The following is a 19,599-nucleotide window of genomic DNA, read 5'->3' as shown; positions in this document are numbered from 1 at the left end:
TCAACCACCGGACGGCGCACCTGGGTGCTGGCCGCGGCCATCGTGGTGCTGCTCGGCATCGGCATCGCCGAGATCCTCTACCTGAACCAGGACGCCACGGCCACGGTGTCCGCCGACCGACCGGTCGTCACCGGAGAGCTGAGCCACCGGGCCGCGGTCGACGCGGCGGCCACGTCGGCCGTCGACATCTTGTCGACGTCGTACGAGGACTACGACGAGCAGGTCGAGCAGGCGACCTCGAAGATGACCGACAGCTTCGCCGAGGAGTACCGCGCGACCGCCGAGGGCATCAAGGACCGGTTCGTCGCCGGGAAGACGAAGCTCCAGTTCGAGACGGTCGGCCAGAGCGTGGTGCAGGCGTCGCCCGAGCAGGTCCAGGCGCTGCTCTTCCTGAACCAGTACGTCGAGAAGGTCGTGGACGGCCAGCCGCGGACCGACTACGCGCAGTACCGAGCGCTGGTCACGGTCGTGCGCACCGACCACGGGTGGCTGGTCTCCGACATCGAGACGCAGTGACGAGATTGACGCCGCGACAAAACTAGAACAGGTTATAGTTGAGTCGACCCCTTCGAGAGGAGCAGGATCGCGGCGTGGCCGACCAACACGACACTGATCTCCTGATCATCGGCGCCGGCCCGACCGGCCTGTTCGCCGCCTACTACGCCGGCTTCCGCGGCATGAGCGTCGCGATCGTCGACTCCCTGCCCGAGCTGGGCGGACAGATCACGGCGATGTACCCCGAGAAGCAGATCCTCGACGTCGCCGGGTTCCCGTCGATCAAGGGCCGCGAGCTCGTCGAGGGGCTGGTGGCCCAGGCGACGACCGCGGACCCGGCGTACTTCCTCGACCGGACCGCGACCACGCTGACCGAGGAGGACGAGAGCGTCGTCGTCGGCCTCGACGACGGCACCGAGATCCGCGCCAAGGCCGTGCTGATCACGGCCGGCATCGGCAAGTTCAGCCCGCGCGCGCTGCCGGCCGGCGACGGCTGGCTCGGCCGGGGACTCGAGTTCTTCGTGCCCAGCTTCGCGCCGTACGCCGGCAAGGACGTCGTGATCGTCGGCGGCGGTGACTCCGCGTTCGACTGGGCGCTGCACCTCGAGCCGGTCGCGCAGTCGGTCACGCTGGTGCACCGGCGTGACGCGTTCCGCGCCCACGAGCGGACCGTGCAGGCGGTCCGTGACTCCTCGGTCGAGATCGTCACCCGGGCGGAGGTGTCCGCACTGCACGGCAACGGCGTCCTCGAGTCGGTCGAGATCACCGTGGACGGCGAGACCACGACGCGCCCGGCCCAGGCGGTGGTGGCGGCGCTCGGCTTCATCGCGGACCTCGGACCGCTGCAGCAGTGGGGGATCGAGGTGCAGAAGCGGCACATCGTCGTGGACCCGTCGATGCGCACGAACCTCGCGCGCGTGTTCGCCGCGGGCGACATCACCGAGTACCCCGGCAAGGTGCGGCTGATCGCCGTCGGCTTCGGCGAGGCCGCCACCGCGGTCAACAACGCTGCGGTCGTGATCGACCCGACCGCCCACGTGTTCCCCGGTCACTCCTCGGAAGGGAGCTGAGCAATGAAGATCAAGGTGGACTTCGACCTCTGCGAGTCCAACGCCCTCTGCGAGGCGATGGCACCCGAGGTGTTCGAGCTGGACGACGACGACTACCTCCAGCTGAAGACCGAGGAGACCACTCCCGAGAACATCGAGAACGTCAAGCGCGCCGTCGCGGCCTGCCCGCGCGCCGCCATCTCCCTGGAGGACTGATTTGAGCACCTCTCTCGACGGCCGCGTCGCGATCGTGACCGGGGCCGGCGCCGGTCTCGGGCGCGCCGAGGCGCTCGCGCTGGCCGATGCCGGAGCGCGCGTCGTCCTCAACGACCTGCCGGGTGGCGCCGACGAGGCGGCCGAGGAGATCCGGTCCCGCGGTGGGGAGGCGAGCGTCGTCACGGGCGACGTGGGGGAGCGGTCCACCGCCGACGCCATGCTCGCCGCTGCCGTCGACGGCTTCGGCCGGCTCGACATCGTGGTGAACAACGCGGGGGTGACCCGCGACCGGATGCTGTTCAACATGAGCGACGAGGAGTGGGACCTCGTCATCAAGATCCACCTGCGCGGGCACTTCCTGCTCTCGCGCAACGCCGCGGCGTACTGGCGGGCCCAGGCCAAGGAGTCCGGCCCGGTCGACGCGGCCGTGGTGAACACGGCCTCCGAGGCGTTCCTCTCCGGTCCGCCGGGACAGGCGAACTACGGCGCCGCCAAGGCCGGCATCGCCGCGCTCACGGTCTCGACCGCCCGTGCGATGGCCAGCAGCGGCGTCCGCGCCAACGCGATCTGCCCGCGGGCGCGGACCGCGATGACCGCCGACGTGTTCGGCGAGGACCAGTCCGGCCTCGAGGTCGACCCGTACTCGCCCGACCACGTCGCGCCGCTGGTCGCCTACCTCGCCTCGCCGGCCGCGTCCGGCATCACCGGCCAGGTCTTCGTCGTGTACGGCGGGATGGTCGCGCTGATCGCGCCGCCCGTCGTCGAGCAGCGCTTCGACAAGGCCGGCAGCCTGTGGACCGCCGACGACCTCGACAAGCAGCTCGGGAGCTACTTCTCCGACCGGGACCCGTCCGCCGGCTTCGCCGCGGACTCGATCATGAAGCTGACGGTGTGACGATGGGACGTCTGGACGACAAGGTCGCGATCGTCACCGGCGGCGCGATGGGCCAGGGTGCCGGGATCGCGCGGCAGTTCGTGGCCGAGGGCGCGAGGGTCGCGATCGCCGACATCGCCAAGGAGCAGGGCCAGGCGCTCGCCGACGAGCTCTGCCAGGACTTCGGGGGCGACGCCGCCCACTTCGTGCACCACGACGTGAGCGACCAGGCCTCCTGGACCGCGCTCGTCGAGGACACCAACCAGCGCTTCGGTCCGGTCAACGTGCTCGCCAACAACGCCGGGCTGCTGCGCTTCGGCGAGATCGAGACGATGCCGGTCGACGAGCTCGAGCTGCTGTTCCGCGTCAACCAGCTCGGCTGCTTCCTCGGCATGCAGGCGGTCACGGCGACCATGCGCACCAACGGCGGCGGCTCGATCATCAACGCCTCGTCGGTCGAGGGCCTGGCCGGCATGGCCAACTGCACGGCGTACGCCGCGACGAAGTGGGCGATCCGCGGCATGACCAAGTGCGGCGCGATGGAGCTCGGCCCGAAGGGCATCCGGGTCAACTCCGTGCACCCCGGCATGATCGACACCCCGATGACGCGGGTGCACGGCGGCGACATCGCGATGGAGTACGGCGCCTCCAAGGTGCCGCTGCGTCGTGTCGGGCACCCCGAGGACATCGCGCCGCTGTACGTCTTCCTGGCCAGCGACGAGTCGTCGTACATCAACGGCGCCGAGATCTCGATCGACGGGGGCGTCACCGCCACCCACGCGTTCGGAGGCTAGGTTCTCGCCATGGCCAACCAGCGCGCCCAGATCGTCATGTCCCACGACGAGCAGGTCGAGTTCCTCCACCAGCAGCGTGAGTGCACGCTCGGCACCCTCGGGCCGCAGGGTCAGATCCACCTGGTCGGCATGTGGTACGCCGTGATGGACGACCACATCTGGTTCGAGACCAAGAAGAAGGCCCAGAAGACCGTGAACCTGCGGCGCGACCCGCGCTGCACGTTCCTCGTCGAGGCCGGCCACACCTATGACCAGCTGCGCGGTGTCTCGATCGAGGGTCAGGGTGTGGTCGTCGAGGACGAGGACGTGGTCTGGAACGTCTGCGTGAACATCTTCGAGCGCTACAACGGCCCGTACTCCGAGGAGATGAAGCCGTTCGTGGAGTTCATGGCCAAGAACCGCGCGGCGATCCGGCTCGACCCCGACCGGGTCCGGTCGTGGGACCACCGCAAGCTGGGACTGCCGGCCATGGAGCTCGGTGGGACCACTGCGGCATTCTTGGGCTCATGACGACCAAGAGTGAGTTCTCCGCCGACGAGTGGACCCGCATCACCCGTGCCCCGTTCGTGGCCGGCATGGCCATCTCGATGGCCGACCCCGGTGGCCCGATCGAGATCGCGAAGGAGTCGGTGGCGATGCTGCGCGCCGCCACCTCGCCGACCAGCCGCGAGCAGCTGATCACCGAGATCGCCCTCGACATCCAGGCCGAGTCGCAGAACAAGCAGAACCCGCTCAAGGGCTACAAGCCGGCGAAGGACGCCCCGGGCACGCTCGCCGAGCAGGTGCTCACGGAGCTGACCGAGGCCCGCGACCTCGTGGCCGCGAAGGCGACGCCCGAGGAGACCGCGGCCTTCGGGCTCTGGCTGGTCGACGTCGCCCAGGCCGCGGCCGACGCCGGCAAGGAGGGCGGCTTCATGGGCATCGGTGCCGTCCGGGTCAGTGATCGCGAACAGACCATGCTGGACCGCCTCCGGGAGGTAGTGTCCGCAGGGTGACGCGGACCCCTGCTCGTCGTGCCCTGGTCGTGGGGCTGTCGCTGGTCCTGGCGGCAGTCGCCGGCCCACCCGTAGCGCCGGCCTCGGCTGCTCCCGGCTCGGCCGCACCCGGCTCGCCCGCGGATGCGCCGTACCGGGCCAAGGTGCTCAAGCTGCTGCGGCAGATGAGCGTCGAGGAGAAGGTCGGACAGCTCTTCGTGATCGAGGTCGCCGGCCGTGACGCCTACACCGTCAGCGACACGGCGAAGGCGACGAACCAGAGGCTGTACGGCGTCGACACGCCCGCCGAGGTCATCGAGAAGTACCAGCCCGGCGGCGTCATCTACTTCACGACGCGCAACAACGACGACAACCTCGGCAGCCCGTCCCAGGTGGCGACGCTGTCGAACGGCCTGCAGTTCGCGGCGCTCGCCCAGCCGCACGAGATTCCGCTGCAGATCTCGGTCGACCAGGAGGGCGGCTCGCTGGTCGCCCGCTTCGGGGCGCCGATGACGCAGATGCCCGGCAACATGGCGCTCGGCGCCGGTCGCTCGTCCGCGGACGCGCGGCGCTCCGCCGAGGTCATCGGCGAGGAGCTCGCCGCGGTGGGCGTGACGCAGGACTACGGGCCGGTCTCCGACGTGAACGTGAACCCGAACAACCCGGTGATCGGCATCCGCTCGATCGGGTCCAGCCCCGCGCTGGTCTCGCGTCTGGTCACCGCGCAGGTGCGCGGCTTCCACGACGGTGGTGTCTCGGCGGTCTCGAAGCACTTCCCGGGCCACGGCGACACCGGCGTCGACAGCCACTACGGCCTGCCGCAGGTGACCCACACCCGCGCGCAGCTGGAGAAGATCGACCTGCCGCCGTTCCGTGCCGCAATCAAGGCCGGCGTGGACTCGATCATGACCGCGCACGTCGTGATGCCCGAGATCGACCCGAGCGGCGTGCCGGCCACGATGTCGCGCAAGATCCTGACCGGCCTGCTGCGCAAGGAGCTCGGCTTCGACGGGCTGATCGTGACCGACGCCCTCGACATGGCCGGTGCCACCGAGACCTTCCCGCCGGACGTCGCGCCGGTCCGGGCGATCCTCGCCGGTGCCGACCAGCTGCTCGTGCCGCCGCAGATGGACACGGCGTACGCCTCGGTCCTCGATGCGGTCGACAGCGGCGAGATCAGCAAGAGCCGGCTCGACGCGTCGGTCTACCGGATCCTGCTGCACAAGTTCCGCCGCGGGCTGTTCGCCGACCCGCTGGTGAACCCGTCGACGGCAGCGCAGGTCGTGGGCATGGACGAGCACCTCGACGACGCCCAGGCGATCACCGACCGCACCACGACGCTGGTGAAGAACGACGACGGCCTGCTGCCGCTGAGCGCCGGACCGCGCGACGTCCTCGTCACCGGATGGGGCGTCACGACGACCGCCCTGCTCGGCACCGCCCTCGGCGCGCGCGGCGCGACCCCGACGGTGCTCCAGACGGGCACCACGCCGACCCAGGACGACATCGACTTCGCCGTCGAGGCCGCCGAGGACGCCGACCTCGTCGTCGTCTCGACCAACAACGCGTACGCCGTCGACGCCAGCACGGGGAACCCGACCGCCGGTGCGGCCGCGCAGACCAAGCTGGTCACGGCGCTGCTCGCGACCGGGACCCCGGTCGTCGTCGCCGCGATGCGCAACCCGTACGACGTCGCGTCCTTCCCCTCGGCCCCGACCGTGGTCGACACGTTCGGCTACACCGCCGACCAGGTCGAGGCGCTGGCCCGGGTGCTGTTCGGCGAGATCGACCCGGTCGGCACGCTGCCGGTCGCGATCCCGCAGACCGACGGGACCGGCACGCTGTTCCCGTACGGGCACGGGCTGGGGTACTGACCGGGCCACGGGTATCTGACGGCGGTCCGCCGGGCTCCTGACGGTTGGGTGAGGAGGAGTGCCATGGACGACCAGCCCCATGTCCCTGCGGTCGCGCTGAGGACGTACCGCTTCCTGCGGCTGACGGTGATCGGGGTCATCGGGCTCCTGGCGATCTCCATCCTCATCGAGGTCGAGCGCACCGACTGGTGCCTCAAGGGCTCGATCAGCGCGTACTTCTACTCCCCGGTGCGCTCGGTCTTCGTCGGCGCGCTGTGCGCCATCGGGCTGGTGCTGATCGCGCTGTGGGGCAAGACCGCGATCGAGGACGCGCTCTTCAACCTCGCCGGGCTGCTCGCACCCGTCGTCGCCTTCGTCCCCGCGAAGGACGACGGACTGTGTCCCGCTGACAGCGCGCTCGACCCGGTCCGCAACCAGGCGGCCATCGCGAACGCGATGTGGAGCTACCTGATCGTGGTGGGGATCTTCCTGGCGGTGCTGGTGGCGGTCGGCGTCATCGCACGCGTGAAGAACCGGTGGCCGCTCATCCGTGACAACCAGGTCGGCTTCTGGGTGCCGCTCGGCCTGGCGACCGCGCTGTGGGTGCTCGGTCTCTGGCAGTTCTCCGTCCGGGACCGGACCCCGGGCGGGGCGAGCTGGTTCTACCAGGACGTCCACTTCACCTCGGCGATCGTGATGTTCGTCCTCATCACGCTCGGGATCCTCTGGATCGGCGTCGCCTGGTGGTTCGGCCGGCGGCGGCTGCGGGAGGCCGGCGGGAGGCTGGCGCGTGCCTTCAACGCCTGCCTGGGCGAGATCGCCCTGTCTCCGGAGCGCGACGGGAGGCGGGCGCGGCTGTACGTCGGCCAGGCCGTCGCCATGCTCGTGGTCTCGGTGGTCCTGTTCGTGCCGGGCAAGGCCGAGCTGGGCCCGACGTGGTTCGTCGACCACTACGTGTTCCTGGTCGAGGCCTGGATGATCGCGAACGTCGCGGTGTTCTGGGCCGTGCAGACCAAGGAGCGGTGGCACGAGGGTGCGCCGCCGCGCACGAACGCCGAGATGGCGGCCGCGGTCGAGACCGACGCACAACGGTGCGCGGCCGAGGCCTTCGGCTAGTCGCGCAGGACGAGCCGGACCGCGACCTCGATGCGCTGGCCGGTCTCGGCGGCCGACGTACGGCCGGTGACCCAGCCGACGAGGGCGGAGAGCCAGACGTCACCGATCACCTGGGCGATCGAGACGTCCTCGTCGGTGAGCTCCTCGTGACCCTCGGGGTACATGGCGCGGGTGACCATCGCGGTCAGCAGCATGCCGACCTGGTGGATCTCTGCCGCGACCGAGGCGTCGGCGAACATGAACGCCCGCGTGAGCGCCTCGGTGAGCTGCGGGTCGCTCTGCATGCCGCGGGTGGTGCGCTTGAGCGCGCTGATCACGCGGTCGGCCGCGGTGTCGCCGTCGACCGGCTTGTCGCGGAGCGCGATCTCGGTGCGCTCGAACTCGCGCTGCAGCGCGGAGACGAGCAGGTGGATCTTCGACGGGAAGTACCGGTAGAGCGTGCCCAGCGCGACGTCGGCCTGCTCGGCGACGGCGCGCATCTGGACGGCGTCGAACCCGCCCTGCGAGGCGAGCGCGATCGTCGCATCGAGGATGCGCTTGCGACGGTCGCGCTGGGCGGCGGAGCCCAGGTCGTCGACCGCCAGCGAGTTGGCGCTGCTCACGGGGACCCCCATCTACGTCATGTCCGGAACGCAGAGTCTAGGGAACCCCCGAGTGTCCGGTTGATACCGGCCACTAGGCTAGCAATCGGTGGTCTAAAATAGGAACACGTTCCAGTTCACCGGTACGGCGTGTCCCACGCATCCGGCAGACCCCGACAGGCTCGGGCGCAACAGAGAGGGTGCGGATGCGGATCGCACTGCTGTCCTATCGGAGCAAGCCCCATTGCGGCGGCCAGGGCATCTACATCCGGCACCTCAGCCGGGAGCTCACGAACCTCGGTCACCACGTGGAGGTGTTCTCCGGACAGCCCTACCCGGAGCTCGACGAGGGCGTGGCGCTGACCAAGCTGCCGAGCCTCGACCTCTACCGGGAGCCAGACCCGTTCCGCGTGCCGAAGCTCAAGGAGTTCCGCGACCGCATCGACGTCGAGGAGTTCGCCACGATGTGCGTGGCCGGCTTCCCTGAGCCGAAGACCTTCAGCCTGCGCGCCGCGCGCGCCCTGAAGGAGCGCGTCGACGACTTCGACATCGTCCACGACAACCAGGTGCTCGGCTACGGGATGCTCGAGATCGAGAAGATGGGTCTCCCGCTGCTGACCACGCTGCACCACCCGATCAGCTACGACCGCCGCATCGACATCGCCTCGACCAAGAACCCGTGGCGGAAGTTCACGCTCACCCGCTGGTACGGCTTCGTGAAGATGCAGGCCCGGGTCGCGCGGCAGGCACGCAAGATCCTGACCCCGTCGGAGACCTCGAAGCGCGACATCGCCAAGGACTTCGGCGTCGACCCCGCCCGGATGCAGGTGATCCTGCTCGGCGTCGACGACATCTTCGTCCCGCCGACCAAGCCCCGGGTCCCGGGTCGGATCATGGCGATGGCCAGCGCCGACGCGCCGATGAAGGGCATCGCGACCCTGCTCGAGGCGTTCGCCAAGCTGCGCACCGAGCGTGACCTCGAGCTGTTCCTGGTGACCAAGCCCAAGCCGGGCGGCCGCACCGAGAAGCTCATCGACAAGCTCTCGATCCAGGACTCGGTCCACTTCGTGCACGGCATCAGCGACGCCGAGCTGGTCGACCTCATGGGGTCCGCCGAGCTCGCGTGCGTGCCGTCGCTGTACGAGGGCTTCTCGCTCCCGACCGCCGAGCTGATGGCGTGCGCCACCCCGCTGGTCGCCTCGGACGCCGGCGCGATCCCCGAGGTGGTGGGGCCCAACGGCCTGTGCGCCGACCTGGTCACCGCCGGCGACGTCGGCGAGCTCGAGCAGGCGATCGCCGCGCTGCTCGACGACCCCGAGCGCCGGGCACGGTACGGCGCCGCCGGCCGCAAGCGCGTCGAGGAGCTGTTCAGCTGGCGAGCCGTGGCGCAGAAGGTCGCCGTGGCGTACGAAGAAGTGATTGCCCAGTATCGGGCAGAGAACCGGAAGGACCACCCCGTTGCTGACCGTTGATTTCGACCGCCTCGGGCTGCTGCCCGGGGACCGGGTGCTCGACATGGGCTGCGGCGGTGGACGGCACGCGTTCGAGATGTACCGCCGCGGCGCCGACGTCGTCGCTTTCGACATGGATGCCGACGAGCTGGCCGGGGTGCTGGAGATCTTCGGTGCGATGAAGGAGCAGGGGGAGGTGCCCGCGGGCGCCAGCGCCGACATCAAGCAGGGCGACGCGCTCGAGCTGCCGTTCGCCGACGGTGAGTTCGACCGGATCGTCGCGGCCGAGGTGCTCGAGCACATCCACGCCGACGTCGACGCGATCAAGGAGCTGGTCCGGGTGCTGCGCCCGGGCGGCACGATGGCGATCACCGTGCCCCGGTGGCTCCCCGAGGTCATCAACTGGAAGCTGTCGGACGAGTACCACAACGCCGAGGGCGGCCACATCCGCATCTACACCGACCACGAGCTGATCGACAAGGTCACCAAGGCCGGCAAGTTCAACGACGGCGCCCCGGGCGACGCGATGGTCTTCGAGGGCAAGGACTACGCCCACGGGCTGCACGCGCCGTACTGGTGGATCAAGTGCGCGGTCGGGGTCAACAACGACGAGCACCCGGCCGCGAAGGCCTACCACAAGCTGCTGGTCTGGGAGATCATGAAGCAGCCCAAGACGCTCCAGTACGCCGCCAAGGTGCTCGACCCGCTGATCGGCAAGAGCATGGTGCTGTACTTCCGCAAGCCGGAAGCGCTCTCGTGAGCCTTCCCTACGTGGAGGGCATCCTCACGGCCGAGCAGGTCGCCGACAGCGCGGCCGCGATCGCGGCGATGCAGGAGCCGTGCGGCGCGGTGCCGTGGACGACCGGCGAGCACGTCGACATCTGGAACCACGTCGAGGCCGCGATGGCGATGCTGGTCGGGGGACAGGTCGAGGCGGCCGAGCGCGCCTACGCCTGGGTGCCGACGATGCAGCACGCCGACGGGTCGTTCCCGATGAAGATCGTGAACGGCGTGGCCGACGACGACCGCGGCGACGTCAACATGACCGCCTACCTCGCGGTCGGCATCTGGCACCACTGGCTGGTGCGCCGCGACATCGAGTTCGTTCGCCGCTACTGGCCGACCGTGCGCTCCGCGCTCGACTGGGTGGTCGCGCAGCAGGTCTCCTGGGGCGGCATCAACTACACGCCGACCGAGGACTACTGCCTGCTGACCGGCAACTCCAGCATCTACCAGTCGCTGCGCGCCGGCGTCGCGCTCGCCGACCTGCTCGACGACCCGCAGCCGGAGTGGGAGCTCGCGGGTGGCCGGCTCGGTCACGCTGTGCGCGAGCACCGCGACCTGTTCGCGGACAAGTCGATCCACTCGATGGACTGGTACTACCCGGTCCTCGGCGGCGCCGTGCGCGGTCGCGACGCGTTCGAGCTGCTCGACAGCCGCTGGGACGACTTCGTGCGCCCCGGGCTCGGCATCCTCTGCGTCTCCACGAACCCGTGGGTCACCGGCGCCGAGACCTGCGAGCTCGTGATGGCGCTCGACATCCTCGGCGACCACCGCCGCGCGCTGACGCTGCTGAAGGACATGCAGCACCTGCGCGAGGACGACGGTCGTTACTGGACCGGCTGGGTGTACGGCGACGCCGACATCGACCCCGAGTCCGGCGAGCCCCGCAACGTGAACTGGCCCGACGAGCACACGACGTACACCGCCGCCGCGGTGATCCTCGCCGTCGATGCCCTCGGCGAGGTCGCCGGCCACGGCACGGCCGGCTCCGGGATCATGCGCGGCACCTCGCTGGCGCCGCACTTCGCCGAGCTGGCGCTCGAGTGCGGCTGCCCGTCAGCCGACAGCCTCTCCGGCGTCCCCGGCCGTACGCCGTAGCACCCGCATCGAGCCCAGCGCCTCCACCTCGGTGAAGGCGCCGCTCTCGAGCGCGCGCAGGAAGACGTGGTACGGCGGCTGCCCGCCGTCGGCCGGGTCCGGGAACACGTCGTGGATCACCAGCAGGCCGTCGCGCATCACCCACGGCGCCCAGCCCGAGTAGTCGTTCTGGGCGTGCTCCTCGGCGTGCCCGCCGTCGATGAACAGCATGGACAGCGGCGTGCGCCAGTGGGTGCTGACGGTCGTGCTCCTGCCGACCAGCGCGACCACCTGCTCCTCGAGGCCGGCGCGCGCGATCGTCCGGCGGAACACCGGCAGCGTGTCCATGAGCCCGAACTCCTCGTCGACCAGCGAGGCGTCGTGGTGCTCCCAGCCGGCCTGGTTCTCCTCCGACCCGCGGTGGTGGTCGACGGTGAACACCACGCCGCCGACCTCGCGGGCGGCCGCGCCCTGGTAGATCGCGGACTTGCCGCAGTAGGTGCCGACCTCGAGCACCGGCCCGTGCGGGAGCCGCTCCCGGGCGTAGCGGTGCAGCAGCAGGCCCTCGTCCTCGGGCATGAAGCCCTTGGCGGCCAGGGCGTGGTCGATCCAGTCGGTGGTCACGGCACGACTCTAGTAGGATTGGAACACGTTCTAGTTTCGACCTCGACCATCAGGGGAGCCCCATGTCGATCGGAATCTCCGACGAGCACGTCGAGCTGGCCGCCAGCCTGCGCAAGTGGGCCGCCAGCCTGGACCCGGTCGCGCTGGTCCGGGCGGCCGAGGGCGAGTCCGCGGAGCGGTTCGACGCCGCGTGGAAGGCCGTCGAGGAGATGGGGGTGCACGCGATCGCCGTACCGGAGTCGGCCGGCGGCGGAGGCGGCACCGTGCTCGACCAGGCGGTCGCGCTGGAGGCGTGCGCGCACGAGCTGGTGCCCGGTGGCCTGCTCGGCGCGGCGGTCGGCTCGCTGCTGACCGGCCAGCCCGATCGCTACGGCGTCCAGGTCCGGCCGGGCGGCGTGGTGTGGGACGGCGGGACCGCCGAGGAGGTTCTGGCGCCCGACGGGAGCCACTACGAGGGCCAGGTGCAGGCCGTGCTGGGAGTCGACCTCAGCGTGCGGCACGGGCGCGCGGTCGACGCGCACGACATCGAGTCGGGCGACCGGGTCCGCCGGACCGCGGTCACCCTCGCCGCCGCCGAGGCCGCGGGCGTCGCGCGCTGGTGCCTGGCGACCGCGGTGGAGTACGCCCAGGTGCGCGAGCAGTTCGGGCAGAAGATCGGCGCGTTTCAAGCGATCAAGCACCTGTGCGCCGAGATGCTGGAGACCGCGGAGGCCGTGACGGCTGCCGCGTGGGACGCGGCCGCCGCCGCGGACGCCGGCGACGACGAGCAGTGGGCCTTCGCGGTGGAGGTCGCCGCGGCGACCTGCTTCGACGGCGCGGTCGAGGTCGCGAAGGCCTGCATCCAGGTGCTGGGCGGGATCGGCTTCACCTTCGAGCACGACGCACACCTCTACCTCCGCCGGGCGCTGGCGCTCCGATCCCTCGTCGGCGACAGCGACGACGCCGCCGAGCGCCTGACCGCCGCTGCCGTCGGAGGCGTACGCCGCCGCGTCCAGCTCGACCTGGAGGGACGCGACGAGGCCGTCCGTGCCGACATCCGGACCGGCGTCGAGCGGATCGCGGCGCTGCCGGAGGAGCAGCGGCGCGCGGCGTTCGTCGAGACCGGCTACCTGACGCCGCACTGGCCCGCGCCGTACGGCTTGGGGGCGGACGCGGTGACCCAGATCGTCATCGACCAGGAGCTGGCCGGGGCCGGGCTCACCCGGCCCGACATCGTGATCGCCGGCTGGGCGCTCCCGACCATCCTCGAGCACGGCTCCGCCGCGCAGCGCGAGCAGTTCGTGTCGCCGTCCCTGCTGGGCGAGCTGGTGTGGTGCCAGCTGTTCTCCGAGCCGGGCGCCGGCTCCGACCTGGCGGCGCTGCGCACGAAGGCCGAGAAGGTCGACGGCGGGTGGAAGATCACCGGGCAGAAGGTGTGGACCTCGGTCGCCGAGCGCGCGGACTGGGGCATCTGCCTGGCGCGCACCAACCCCGACGCCCCGAAGCACAAGGGCATCTCGTACTTCCTGGTCGACATGCGCGCGCCGGGCATCGAGGTCCGGCCGCTGCGCGAGATCACCGGCAAGGCGCTGTTCAACGAGGTGTTCCTCGACGAGGTGTTCGTGCCCGACGACATGATCGTCGGCGAGGTGGACGACGGGTGGAAGCTCGCCCGGACGACGCTCGCCAACGAGCGGGTCGCGATGGCGACCAGCCGGCTCAGCAAGAGCACCGAGCGCGCCGTCGAGCTCGCCGCGGCCGGCGCCACGCCCGCGCAGCGGGTCGCCGTCGGCCACTCGATCGCCCTGTCCACGGTGTGCTCGTTGCTCGGGGTGCGCTCGACGATGCGCTCGCTCGCCGGGCTGGGCCCCGGAGCGGAGTCGAGCGTCGCCAAGCTGCTCGGGGTGCGCAACCGGCAGGACGGCGCCGAGCTCGTCGTCGCGCTGCTGGGCGACAAGGTCGCCCTCGGCGACGACGACGTGCGCGACGACGTGTGGGAGATGCTCAACACCCGCTGCCTGTCGATCGCCGGCGGCACGACGCAGATCCTGCGCAACGTCGCCGGCGAGCGGATCCTGGGCCTACCGCGCTGAGGCCCGGCTAGACCGGAGTGTTACGGGGTCTTTACGGAGCCCTCACAGCACTCATCCGGCGCCGGGCCGGGCCGATGGCTTCACCCATGCCCGAGAGAGTCGTCCGACTGGCTGACGAGGTGTCGTCCCTGACCCGCGCCCGCCTGAAGGAGGTCAGCGGGGTCGCCTCCTCGACCAAGATCCTCGCGATCAACGCCTCCATCGAGGCTGCGCGCGCCGGTGCGGCCGGCGCCGGGTTCGCGATCGTGGCCCGTGAGGTCGGCACCGTCGCGGACACCGTCCGCTCCCTGTCGACGCAGCTCGACGAGCAGCTCGCGCCCCTGGTCGAGGAGCTGTCGACCCTCGGCGCCTCGCTGGTCGAGCAGGTGCGTGGCACCCGGCTCGCCGACCTCGCTCTCAACGCCGTCGAGCTCATCGACCGCAACCTCTACGAGCGCTCCTGCGACGTGCGCTGGTGGGCCACCGACTCGGCGATGGTCGAGGCGTGCGTGGCGGGAGCCGGGACCGACGAGGCCAGGCACGCCTCGCGCCGGCTGGGCGTGATCCTCTCGTCGTACACCGTCTACCTCGACCTGTGGGTCGCCGACCGCGACGGCCGGGTGATCGCGCACGGCCGTCCTGGACGCTTCGGCTCCGTGCGCGGCGCGGACGTCTCGCGCGAGCCGTGGTTCGCCCGCGCGGTCGCGACCACGTCCGGCGCGGAGTACGTCGTGGACGACGTCTCCACCAACCACCTGCTCGGCGTCGCCACGGTGGCGACGTACGCCACCGCGATCCGCGCGGGCGGCGAGGAGGACGGCGAGGTGCTCGGCGCGCTCGGCATCTTCTTCGACTTCGCCCCGCAGGCGCACGACATCGTGACCGGCGTCCGCGTCGCCGACGCGGACCGCGACGTGACCCGGGTGCTGCTGGTGGACGCCTCCCACCGGGTGCTCGCGTCCTCCGACGGCGCCGGGGTGCTGTCCGAGCACATCGACCTGGCGCCGATGGGCTCGACCGAGGTGGGGTCGTTCACCCGTCGCGACGGCGAGGTCGTCGGCTTCGCCCGCACGCCGGGCTACGAGACCTACGAGGGCCTCGGCTGGTACGGCGTGATCGTGCAGCGCCCGCGCAGAAAGGCGTCGCCGTCCGAGCGCGGTCCTCGTACGCTGGCCCGGTGACCGACGCGCTGGACGACGGGCCGTTCTTCCACGGCACCAAGGCGGACCTCCACGTCGGCGACCTGCTCCGGGCGGGGTTCAGCTCGAACTACCGGCCCGAGATCGTGATGAACCACATCTACTTCACCGCGGTGATCGACGGTGCCGGCCTGGCCGCGGAGCTCGCTACCGGACCCGGAGCGCCGCGCGTCTACGAGGTCGAGCCGACGGGGGACTTCGAGGACGACCCGAACGTGACCGACAAGAAGTTCCCGGGCAACCCCACCCGCTCCTACCGGAGCACGGAGCCGATCCGCGTGGTCCGCGAGGTGGACGACTGGCCGCGACTGGCCCCCGAGGCGCTCCAGGCGTGGCGCGACCGGCTGGCGGCGCTGCTCCACGACGAGCGCGCCGAGATCATCAACTGACTGCGCGCCCGGTGTCGAAGAACGGGGTCGCCGTTCGACGTACCCGCGAGAAGCAAGCGACCAACAACCAGGAGGACCGATCGAGATGCCGCGTTTCATGGGATTCGTACGGATGGAAGAGGGCCAGGGCACGGCGCCGCAGGCGCTGTACGACGCGATGGACAGCTACATCGGCGAGCAGGCCGCGAAGGGCGTCTTCCTCGACGGTGGCGGCCTGTTCGGCACCGAGGACACGGTGAACTTCATCTCCAGCGGCGGCGAGGTCAGCCGGGTCGACGGCCCGTACGCCGAGGCCAAGGAGGTCGTGGGCGGCTGGGCGCTGATGAGGTACGACACCCTCGAGGAGGCCGTCGCCGGGCAGCAGGAGTTCGCCGAGCTGCACGCCAAGCACTGGCCGGAGGCGACCGTCGTCGCGACGTTGCGGCAGGTGGCGGAGGGGCCGGAGGAGACCGGCGCCTGAGCGCGGCGTGCAGGTCTTCTCGACGCCTGACGAGACGGCGACTACCCGGCGTCGAGATGGCTGATCGCGCGGGCCCGCCACGGAGGATCCGCACGGGTGACCCTGCCGGCGGCCTCCCGGTACGCGAACTCACCGGTGCCGGTCAGAGCACGCCGAACCTCGGCCGAGATGTCGGTGAAACCGTGCGCAGCGGCGAGTGGCACGACGCCGATGTGATCACCTGCCCATGAGCCGATGATCGGGTCGGTACTGCAAAAGTCGCCACCGCCGCGTCCGCCGAGCTTGTTCGAGCCCGCCAGGACGGCCGTCAAGGCGGTCGTGACGCCTCCGAGACCGCCGGTTGCGGCGGCCAGGTGAAGGTCGCGGTCGTCGCCGAACTGGACTGGATCGAGCACTTCGTGGCGGTCCAGGTCGGCGGCGACGACGTCCACGCCGGCGGGGCGAACCTCCTCGGAAGGATGTGATCGCCAGACGTCGTATCCCTCGCGAGCCTCGCTGGTGAACGAACAGATGCCTCGCTCGACCAGGACGGATCGGGCCAGTTCTCCGGCGCATCTCAAGGTGGTGTCGTAGAAGGCAGTCCCGTCGTGTCCCGTCTCGGCCACGACTTCAGGTGACAGGTCGTGGCGCCTGCCCTCGTAGCCCAGGATGGCGATGCGATCACCGCACCACGCCTCGCGACCCAGAAGCAACCACAGTGCAGCCATCGCCGTCGCCGAGCTCTGGCCGAACTCCAGCAGCTTGTCGAGCACGCCGGTATCCATGGGCGTGATGACCTGGTGCTGGGTGAGATTGACGATCCGGTGGTAGTGCCCCATGTGAGCCTCCGATCTGGAGATGCCTCCCGAGCGAGGCATGGGCACGCTAGCTCGATCGAGGTCCCGGCAGCCCGCGCAATCCACAGGCTTCGGCCCAGTTGTCAGGCGGCGAGCACGATCCTCTCCAGCGCCCATTCGAGTCGGTGTGCGGGACGGAGCCCGCTCGGCTTCGGTGCCGGGGGAGCGGTGCTCCGGACGACGTGGCCGGTCGGGAGCGTGATCTCGACCTGATGGGGATGGCCGGGTGGCCCGGTGATCGGCCTCGCGCGCCAGCCGGGCGCCTGCTTCACGTAGTTGCACTGCTCGCAGAGGCCCTGGCCGTTCGGTTCGCTGGTCGAGCCGGCGACCGCATGGGCGACCACGTGGTCGCGGTGCCGGATCGGGGCGTCGCACCACGGGGTGCGGCAGGTCCGGTCGCGCAGCTCGAGGAACCGGGCGAGTCCCTCGGGGAACTCGCGCGACCGGGACTCCATCGCGACGAGGCCGCCGGTCGGGGCGGCGTACAGCCGGCGCAGCGCGGCGCGGGCGTTGGTCACCGCCTGTTGCACGAGCTCGTCGGCGTGGTCGGCCGCGATCGCGCCGTACCCCTGGAGCCAGGCCGGCTCGTGGCCGCCGGCGAGCAGCGACCGGTCGGACACGACGAGGTCGACGGTGATGGGAACGGCGTCCGCACGGGACTGACCGGTGACCCGCTCGACGAGCGTGTCGGCCATGACCTGTCCGCGGCTGCGCGGGTCGCCGGCGGCCCGGGCTTCGTCCGCGGCCCGGCTGAGGGTCGCCCAGACGGCGACGCCCTGGGCCACGGGGAGCAGGGACGTCAGCTGTGCCATCGTGTCCGGCGCCGGTCGCAGCGTCACGCGGCGATCGGCCTCGGCGCGGGCGTGCCGGTCGACCACGGCCTGCGGGTCGAGCTGCGCGACGAGCGCGCGGACCTCGGCAGCGAGCCGGCGATCACCCCAGCCGTCGAGCGGGCGGCGCCCCGCCGCGTCGGGTGCGGCGATCCGGTGATCCACCGCGGCGCGGTCCTCGCGGGAGAGACAGGCGGTCTCGCGGGCGATGATCGTCGCGCGCCACTCCGACAGCACGCCGGCATCCATCGCGGCCTCGGTGTGCGCAAGCTCGGCGAGCGCGGTGGCGAGACCGACGAGCCGGGTGCCGCGCGTGGGCGACTCGCGCCGTGCGTGGGCAACCAGGGCGGCGGCGTCGCGCTCACGGGCCGCAGCCAGGTCTCGGGCGAGCCGTGCCTGCTGTGCCGCTGCGCGGCACTTCAGGTCCTCGAGCTCGCGGATCGCGTCCACGAGTTCAGCTTCCGAGAGTGCGGCCATGCCCCAGTCTATCGAACATATGTTCGAATCGCAAGCTTGGAGTCACCGCATCGCGGAGGTCGCGGGTTCCAGGTTCCGTTCATCTGTGTGGCCCGCATGGGTGTCAGCGTGGGCATCTCCCTCATCGGCGTGAGGGCGCACGTCGGGCAGACGAGGGTGGGTGTACTGCACACTGCTGGGTGTGAGAACTCTCGGGACGTCGACCGAAGGTCGAGCACCTGCTGATCAGCAGACGGCCGATCGACGTCGACTCGTCGTGGTGCTGGTGACCCTCTCGTTGACCCTGGCCACGGCCATCTGGCTTGCACGGGCGGCCATGGATTCCGGTGCAGCCTCCGGATCCTGGGCGGAAGGTGTGGCCCACGTCGGCGCTGATCAGTTCTCTGTCGCGCACGACGACTGGACGTACGGTTCTGGCTTGTCGGTGATGAGCTGGATCGACTCCTCGGGTACCTGGCACGACCACGGTGTCCCGGCGTGCCTTCGCGTGAAGCCCGGCACGTCGGTTCCGGTGCGCTTCCAGGCACGCGAGGTGACCGTCGAACAGCAGACGTGGCGGCCGATCGTCGCCGTCGACTGCCGGTAGTCGCGCCCACGGGCAGGACGGAGCAGGACGGAGCGCCTGTTCGCTCAGCTGTCGCCGTCCGAGAGCCGCCAGACCTCTCCCTGCTGGGCGCTGTCGCCGACGGCCTGGGGCCGCCTGTGGTCTCCCTGGCGCGGCTACCGCATCATCCAGGGCCCGCCGTGCATGCCGTGCTGCCACCCGACACCGAACCAGTCCCGCAGCCACTGCTGCATCTGGAAGATCTCGGCGTGCTGCTCGTCGCGGATGTCCTCAGCCAGCGCCTCGACCTCGTCGTGTTCGGCCCCACCCCGCACCAGCAGCTGCTGCGACATCATCACGGCCGCCATGTGGTGCCGGATCATGTCCTGCAAGAAGGCTCGGTCCAGCCGGTCTCCCGACAGGCCGGTCAGGTCTCGCATCATCGGCCGGTAGGCGACCTGCTCGGTGCGATCCGGGTACCAGTCGGCCAGCCACTGCCGCATCTGGTCGATCTGGGCGGACTGGGAGGCGACGATGGACTCACCGAACTCACGCATCTCGGCGCGCGGCGAACGACGCAGCTGCTGCGCTGCTGCGACGGCCTCCTCGTGGTGGGCGACCATCTCCGCCAGGTAGACGTCCTCGCTGGCTGCCCGCATCCCGTGCATGCCGCCGAACATCATCATCTGGGACGACGTCATGCCGCCACCGCGACCGTTCCAACGATCATCGTCATCCACGACGGTCGCGGCTACTGCCGTGGTCACACCCACCAGGAGCACGACCACGACCGCCACCATCCCTGCAATGCGGCGACTCATCTCGCAGCCTCCAGACCCTTCCCTCCCCTCCACGGTCTGCCTCAGTCAGGTGAGGTCCCAGAGGCGAAGGTCCCCAGGCGACGCAGAAGGTCCCGGACTCCGGGG

At 70.7% G+C, this 19,599-nt stretch carries 22 protein-coding genes; 17 read left to right on the top strand and 5 right to left on the bottom strand.

Annotated elements, in window-relative coordinates; all coding sequences use genetic code 11:
• The first annotated feature begins 24 nt into the window (after window positions 1-24).
• The 9 genes from ABD875_RS03740 to ABD875_RS03700 all read left to right on the top strand — a co-directional run bounded on the left by ABD875_RS03740 (window position 25) and on the right by ABD875_RS03700 (window position 7,371).
• On the top strand, window positions 25-516 hold the full coding sequence (locus tag ABD875_RS03740) for a hypothetical protein (protein ID WP_345171339.1): 492 nt from the start codon (window positions 25-27) through the stop codon (window positions 514-516).
• Window positions 517-590: 74 nt separating this feature from the next.
• Window positions 591-1,565: an NAD(P)/FAD-dependent oxidoreductase gene (locus ABD875_RS03735; protein ID WP_345171337.1), complete on the top strand. Its 975-nt coding sequence runs from the start codon at window positions 591-593 to the stop codon at window positions 1,563-1,565.
• Between the two features lie 3 nt (window positions 1,566-1,568).
• Complete coding sequence (locus ABD875_RS03730) at window positions 1,569-1,760, top strand: ferredoxin (protein ID WP_345171335.1); 192 nt, start codon at window positions 1,569-1,571, stop codon at window positions 1,758-1,760.
• Between the two features lies 1 nt (window position 1,761).
• Complete coding sequence (locus ABD875_RS03725; protein ID WP_345171333.1) at window positions 1,762-2,655, top strand: 3-oxoacyl-ACP reductase; 894 nt, start codon at window positions 1,762-1,764, stop codon at window positions 2,653-2,655.
• A 2-nt stretch (window positions 2,656-2,657) separates the two neighbouring features.
• Entirely contained in the window at window positions 2,658-3,428 is a 771-nt protein-coding gene (locus tag ABD875_RS03720; RefSeq protein WP_345171331.1) for a glucose 1-dehydrogenase, read from the top strand.
• Window positions 3,429-3,437: 9 nt separating this feature from the next.
• The gene (locus ABD875_RS03715) at window positions 3,438-3,938 is read left to right on the top strand and encodes a pyridoxamine 5'-phosphate oxidase family protein (RefSeq protein WP_345171329.1); all 501 of its coding nucleotides are present in this window, start codon (window positions 3,438-3,440) and stop codon (window positions 3,936-3,938) included.
• On the top strand, window positions 3,935-4,423 hold the full coding sequence (locus ABD875_RS03710) for a hypothetical protein (RefSeq protein ID WP_345171327.1): 489 nt from the start codon (window positions 3,935-3,937) through the stop codon (window positions 4,421-4,423). Before ABD875_RS03715 ends, ABD875_RS03710 begins: the two co-directional genes overlap by 4 nt.
• Window positions 4,420-6,276, top strand: a complete 1,857-nt coding sequence (locus tag ABD875_RS03705; protein ID WP_345171325.1) for a glycoside hydrolase family 3 protein — start codon at window positions 4,420-4,422, stop codon at window positions 6,274-6,276. Before ABD875_RS03710 ends, ABD875_RS03705 begins: the two co-directional genes overlap by 4 nt.
• A gap of 63 nt (window positions 6,277-6,339) precedes the next feature.
• Entirely contained in the window at window positions 6,340-7,371 is a 1,032-nt protein-coding gene (locus ABD875_RS03700) for a hypothetical protein (protein ID WP_345171323.1), read from the top strand.
• On the opposite strand, the gene ABD875_RS03695 is transcribed toward ABD875_RS03700, so the two are convergent.
• Window positions 7,368-7,973: a TetR family transcriptional regulator gene (locus ABD875_RS03695; RefSeq protein WP_345171321.1), complete on the bottom strand. Its 606-nt coding sequence runs from the start codon at window positions 7,971-7,973 to the stop codon at window positions 7,368-7,370. The two genes, ABD875_RS03700 and ABD875_RS03695, sit on opposite strands and share 4 nt — an antisense overlap.
• 185 nt (window positions 7,974-8,158) lie before the next feature.
• Between ABD875_RS03695 and ABD875_RS03690 the strand changes: the two genes are divergently transcribed.
• The 3 genes from ABD875_RS03690 to ABD875_RS03680 are packed head-to-tail and all read left to right on the top strand — an operon-like array spanning window position 8,159 to window position 11,284.
• Window positions 8,159-9,424 carry a glycosyltransferase family 4 protein gene (locus tag ABD875_RS03690; protein ID WP_345171319.1) on the top strand — a complete coding sequence of 422 codons (1,266 nt, stop codon included), beginning with the start codon at window positions 8,159-8,161 and terminating at the stop codon, window positions 9,422-9,424.
• A complete protein-coding gene (locus ABD875_RS03685) occupies window positions 9,411-10,163 on the top strand; it encodes a class I SAM-dependent methyltransferase (RefSeq protein WP_345171318.1) in 753 nt (250 codons plus the stop codon). The genes ABD875_RS03690 and ABD875_RS03685 overlap by 14 nt, the downstream gene beginning before the upstream one ends.
• Entirely contained in the window at window positions 10,160-11,284 is a 1,125-nt protein-coding gene (locus ABD875_RS03680) for a prenyltransferase (protein WP_345171316.1), read from the top strand. Before ABD875_RS03685 ends, ABD875_RS03680 begins: the two co-directional genes overlap by 4 nt.
• Here the strand turns inward: ABD875_RS03680 and ABD875_RS03675 are convergent.
• Window positions 11,243-11,887: a class I SAM-dependent methyltransferase gene (locus ABD875_RS03675; RefSeq protein ID WP_345171314.1), complete on the bottom strand. Its 645-nt coding sequence runs from the start codon at window positions 11,885-11,887 to the stop codon at window positions 11,243-11,245. The genes ABD875_RS03680 and ABD875_RS03675 overlap by 42 nt on opposite strands.
• A 62-nt stretch (window positions 11,888-11,949) precedes the next feature.
• On the opposite strand from ABD875_RS03675, the gene ABD875_RS03670 reads away from it, so the two are divergent.
• The 4 genes from ABD875_RS03670 to ABD875_RS03655 all read left to right on the top strand — a co-directional run bounded on the left by ABD875_RS03670 (window position 11,950) and on the right by ABD875_RS03655 (window position 15,986).
• On the top strand, window positions 11,950-13,959 hold the full coding sequence (locus ABD875_RS03670; protein WP_345171312.1) for an acyl-CoA dehydrogenase family protein: 2,010 nt from the start codon (window positions 11,950-11,952) through the stop codon (window positions 13,957-13,959).
• Window positions 13,960-14,045: 86 nt separating this feature from the next.
• Window positions 14,046-15,119 (top strand): cache domain-containing protein, encoded by a 1,074-nt coding sequence (locus ABD875_RS03665; RefSeq protein ID WP_345171310.1) that lies wholly within the window; start codon window positions 14,046-14,048, stop codon window positions 15,117-15,119.
• Window positions 15,116-15,526 carry an NAD(+)--rifampin ADP-ribosyltransferase gene (gene arr, locus ABD875_RS03660; protein ID WP_345171308.1) on the top strand — a complete coding sequence of 137 codons (411 nt, stop codon included), beginning with the start codon at window positions 15,116-15,118 and terminating at the stop codon, window positions 15,524-15,526. Before ABD875_RS03665 ends, arr begins: the two co-directional genes overlap by 4 nt.
• Before the next feature lie 112 nt (window positions 15,527-15,638).
• A complete protein-coding gene (locus ABD875_RS03655; protein ID WP_345171307.1) occupies window positions 15,639-15,986 on the top strand; it encodes a YciI family protein in 348 nt (115 codons plus the stop codon).
• Window positions 15,987-16,027: 41 nt separating this feature from the next.
• On the opposite strand, the gene ABD875_RS03650 is transcribed toward ABD875_RS03655, so the two are convergent.
• The gene (locus tag ABD875_RS03650; protein ID WP_345171306.1) at window positions 16,028-16,804 is read right to left on the bottom strand and encodes a hypothetical protein; all 777 of its coding nucleotides are present in this window, start codon (window positions 16,802-16,804) and stop codon (window positions 16,028-16,030) included.
• Window positions 16,805-16,905: 101 nt separating this feature from the next.
• A complete protein-coding gene (locus ABD875_RS03645; protein ID WP_345171304.1) occupies window positions 16,906-18,129 on the bottom strand; it encodes an HNH endonuclease in 1,224 nt (407 codons plus the stop codon).
• Between the two features lie 259 nt (window positions 18,130-18,388).
• On the opposite strand from ABD875_RS03645, the gene ABD875_RS03640 reads away from it, so the two are divergent.
• Entirely contained in the window at window positions 18,389-18,715 is a 327-nt protein-coding gene (locus ABD875_RS03640; RefSeq protein WP_345171302.1) for a hypothetical protein, read from the top strand.
• Between the two features lie 134 nt (window positions 18,716-18,849).
• Here ABD875_RS03640 and ABD875_RS03635 read toward each other — a convergent pair whose 3' ends face one another.
• Window positions 18,850-19,494: a DUF305 domain-containing protein gene (locus ABD875_RS03635; protein ID WP_345171300.1), complete on the bottom strand. Its 645-nt coding sequence runs from the start codon at window positions 19,492-19,494 to the stop codon at window positions 18,850-18,852.
• Window positions 19,495-19,599: the final 105 nt, after the last annotated feature.

This window comes from Nocardioides caricicola (assembly GCF_039541135.1).
GTDB lineage: Bacteria > Actinomycetota > Actinomycetes > Propionibacteriales > Nocardioidaceae > Nocardioides > Nocardioides caricicola.
The sequence above is the reverse complement of the archived record's forward strand: the minus strand, read 5'-3'. Positions and strand labels throughout refer to the sequence as shown.

Excerpts from the sequence above, each read along its gene's own strand:
- ABD875_RS03730 (WP_345171335.1), top strand. The coding sequence starts at position 1,569 with ATGAAGATCAAGGTGGACTTCGACCTCTGCGAGTCCAACGCCCTCTGC.
- ABD875_RS03720 (WP_345171331.1), top strand. The coding sequence starts at position 2,658 with ATGGGACGTCTGGACGACAAGGTCGCGATCGTCACCGGCGGCGCGATG.
- ABD875_RS03715 (WP_345171329.1), top strand. The coding sequence starts at position 3,438 with ATGGCCAACCAGCGCGCCCAGATCGTCATGTCCCACGACGAGCAGGTC.
- ABD875_RS03710 (WP_345171327.1), top strand. The coding sequence starts at position 3,935 with ATGACGACCAAGAGTGAGTTCTCCGCCGACGAGTGGACCCGCATCACC.
- ABD875_RS03700 (WP_345171323.1), top strand. The coding sequence starts at position 6,340 with ATGGACGACCAGCCCCATGTCCCTGCGGTCGCGCTGAGGACGTACCGC.
- ABD875_RS03690 (WP_345171319.1), top strand. The coding sequence starts at position 8,159 with ATGCGGATCGCACTGCTGTCCTATCGGAGCAAGCCCCATTGCGGCGGC.
- ABD875_RS03670 (WP_345171312.1), top strand. The coding sequence starts at position 11,950 with ATGTCGATCGGAATCTCCGACGAGCACGTCGAGCTGGCCGCCAGCCTG.
- ABD875_RS03665 (WP_345171310.1), top strand. The coding sequence starts at position 14,046 with ATGCCCGAGAGAGTCGTCCGACTGGCTGACGAGGTGTCGTCCCTGACC.
- ABD875_RS03655 (WP_345171307.1), top strand. The coding sequence starts at position 15,639 with ATGGAAGAGGGCCAGGGCACGGCGCCGCAGGCGCTGTACGACGCGATG.
- ABD875_RS03650 (WP_345171306.1), bottom strand. The coding sequence starts at position 16,804 with ATGGGGCACTACCACCGGATCGTCAATCTCACCCAGCACCAGGTCATC.
- ABD875_RS03645 (WP_345171304.1), bottom strand. The coding sequence starts at position 18,129 with ATGGCCGCACTCTCGGAAGCTGAACTCGTGGACGCGATCCGCGAGCTC.
- ABD875_RS03635 (WP_345171300.1), bottom strand. The coding sequence starts at position 19,494 with ATGAGTCGCCGCATTGCAGGGATGGTGGCGGTCGTGGTCGTGCTCCTG.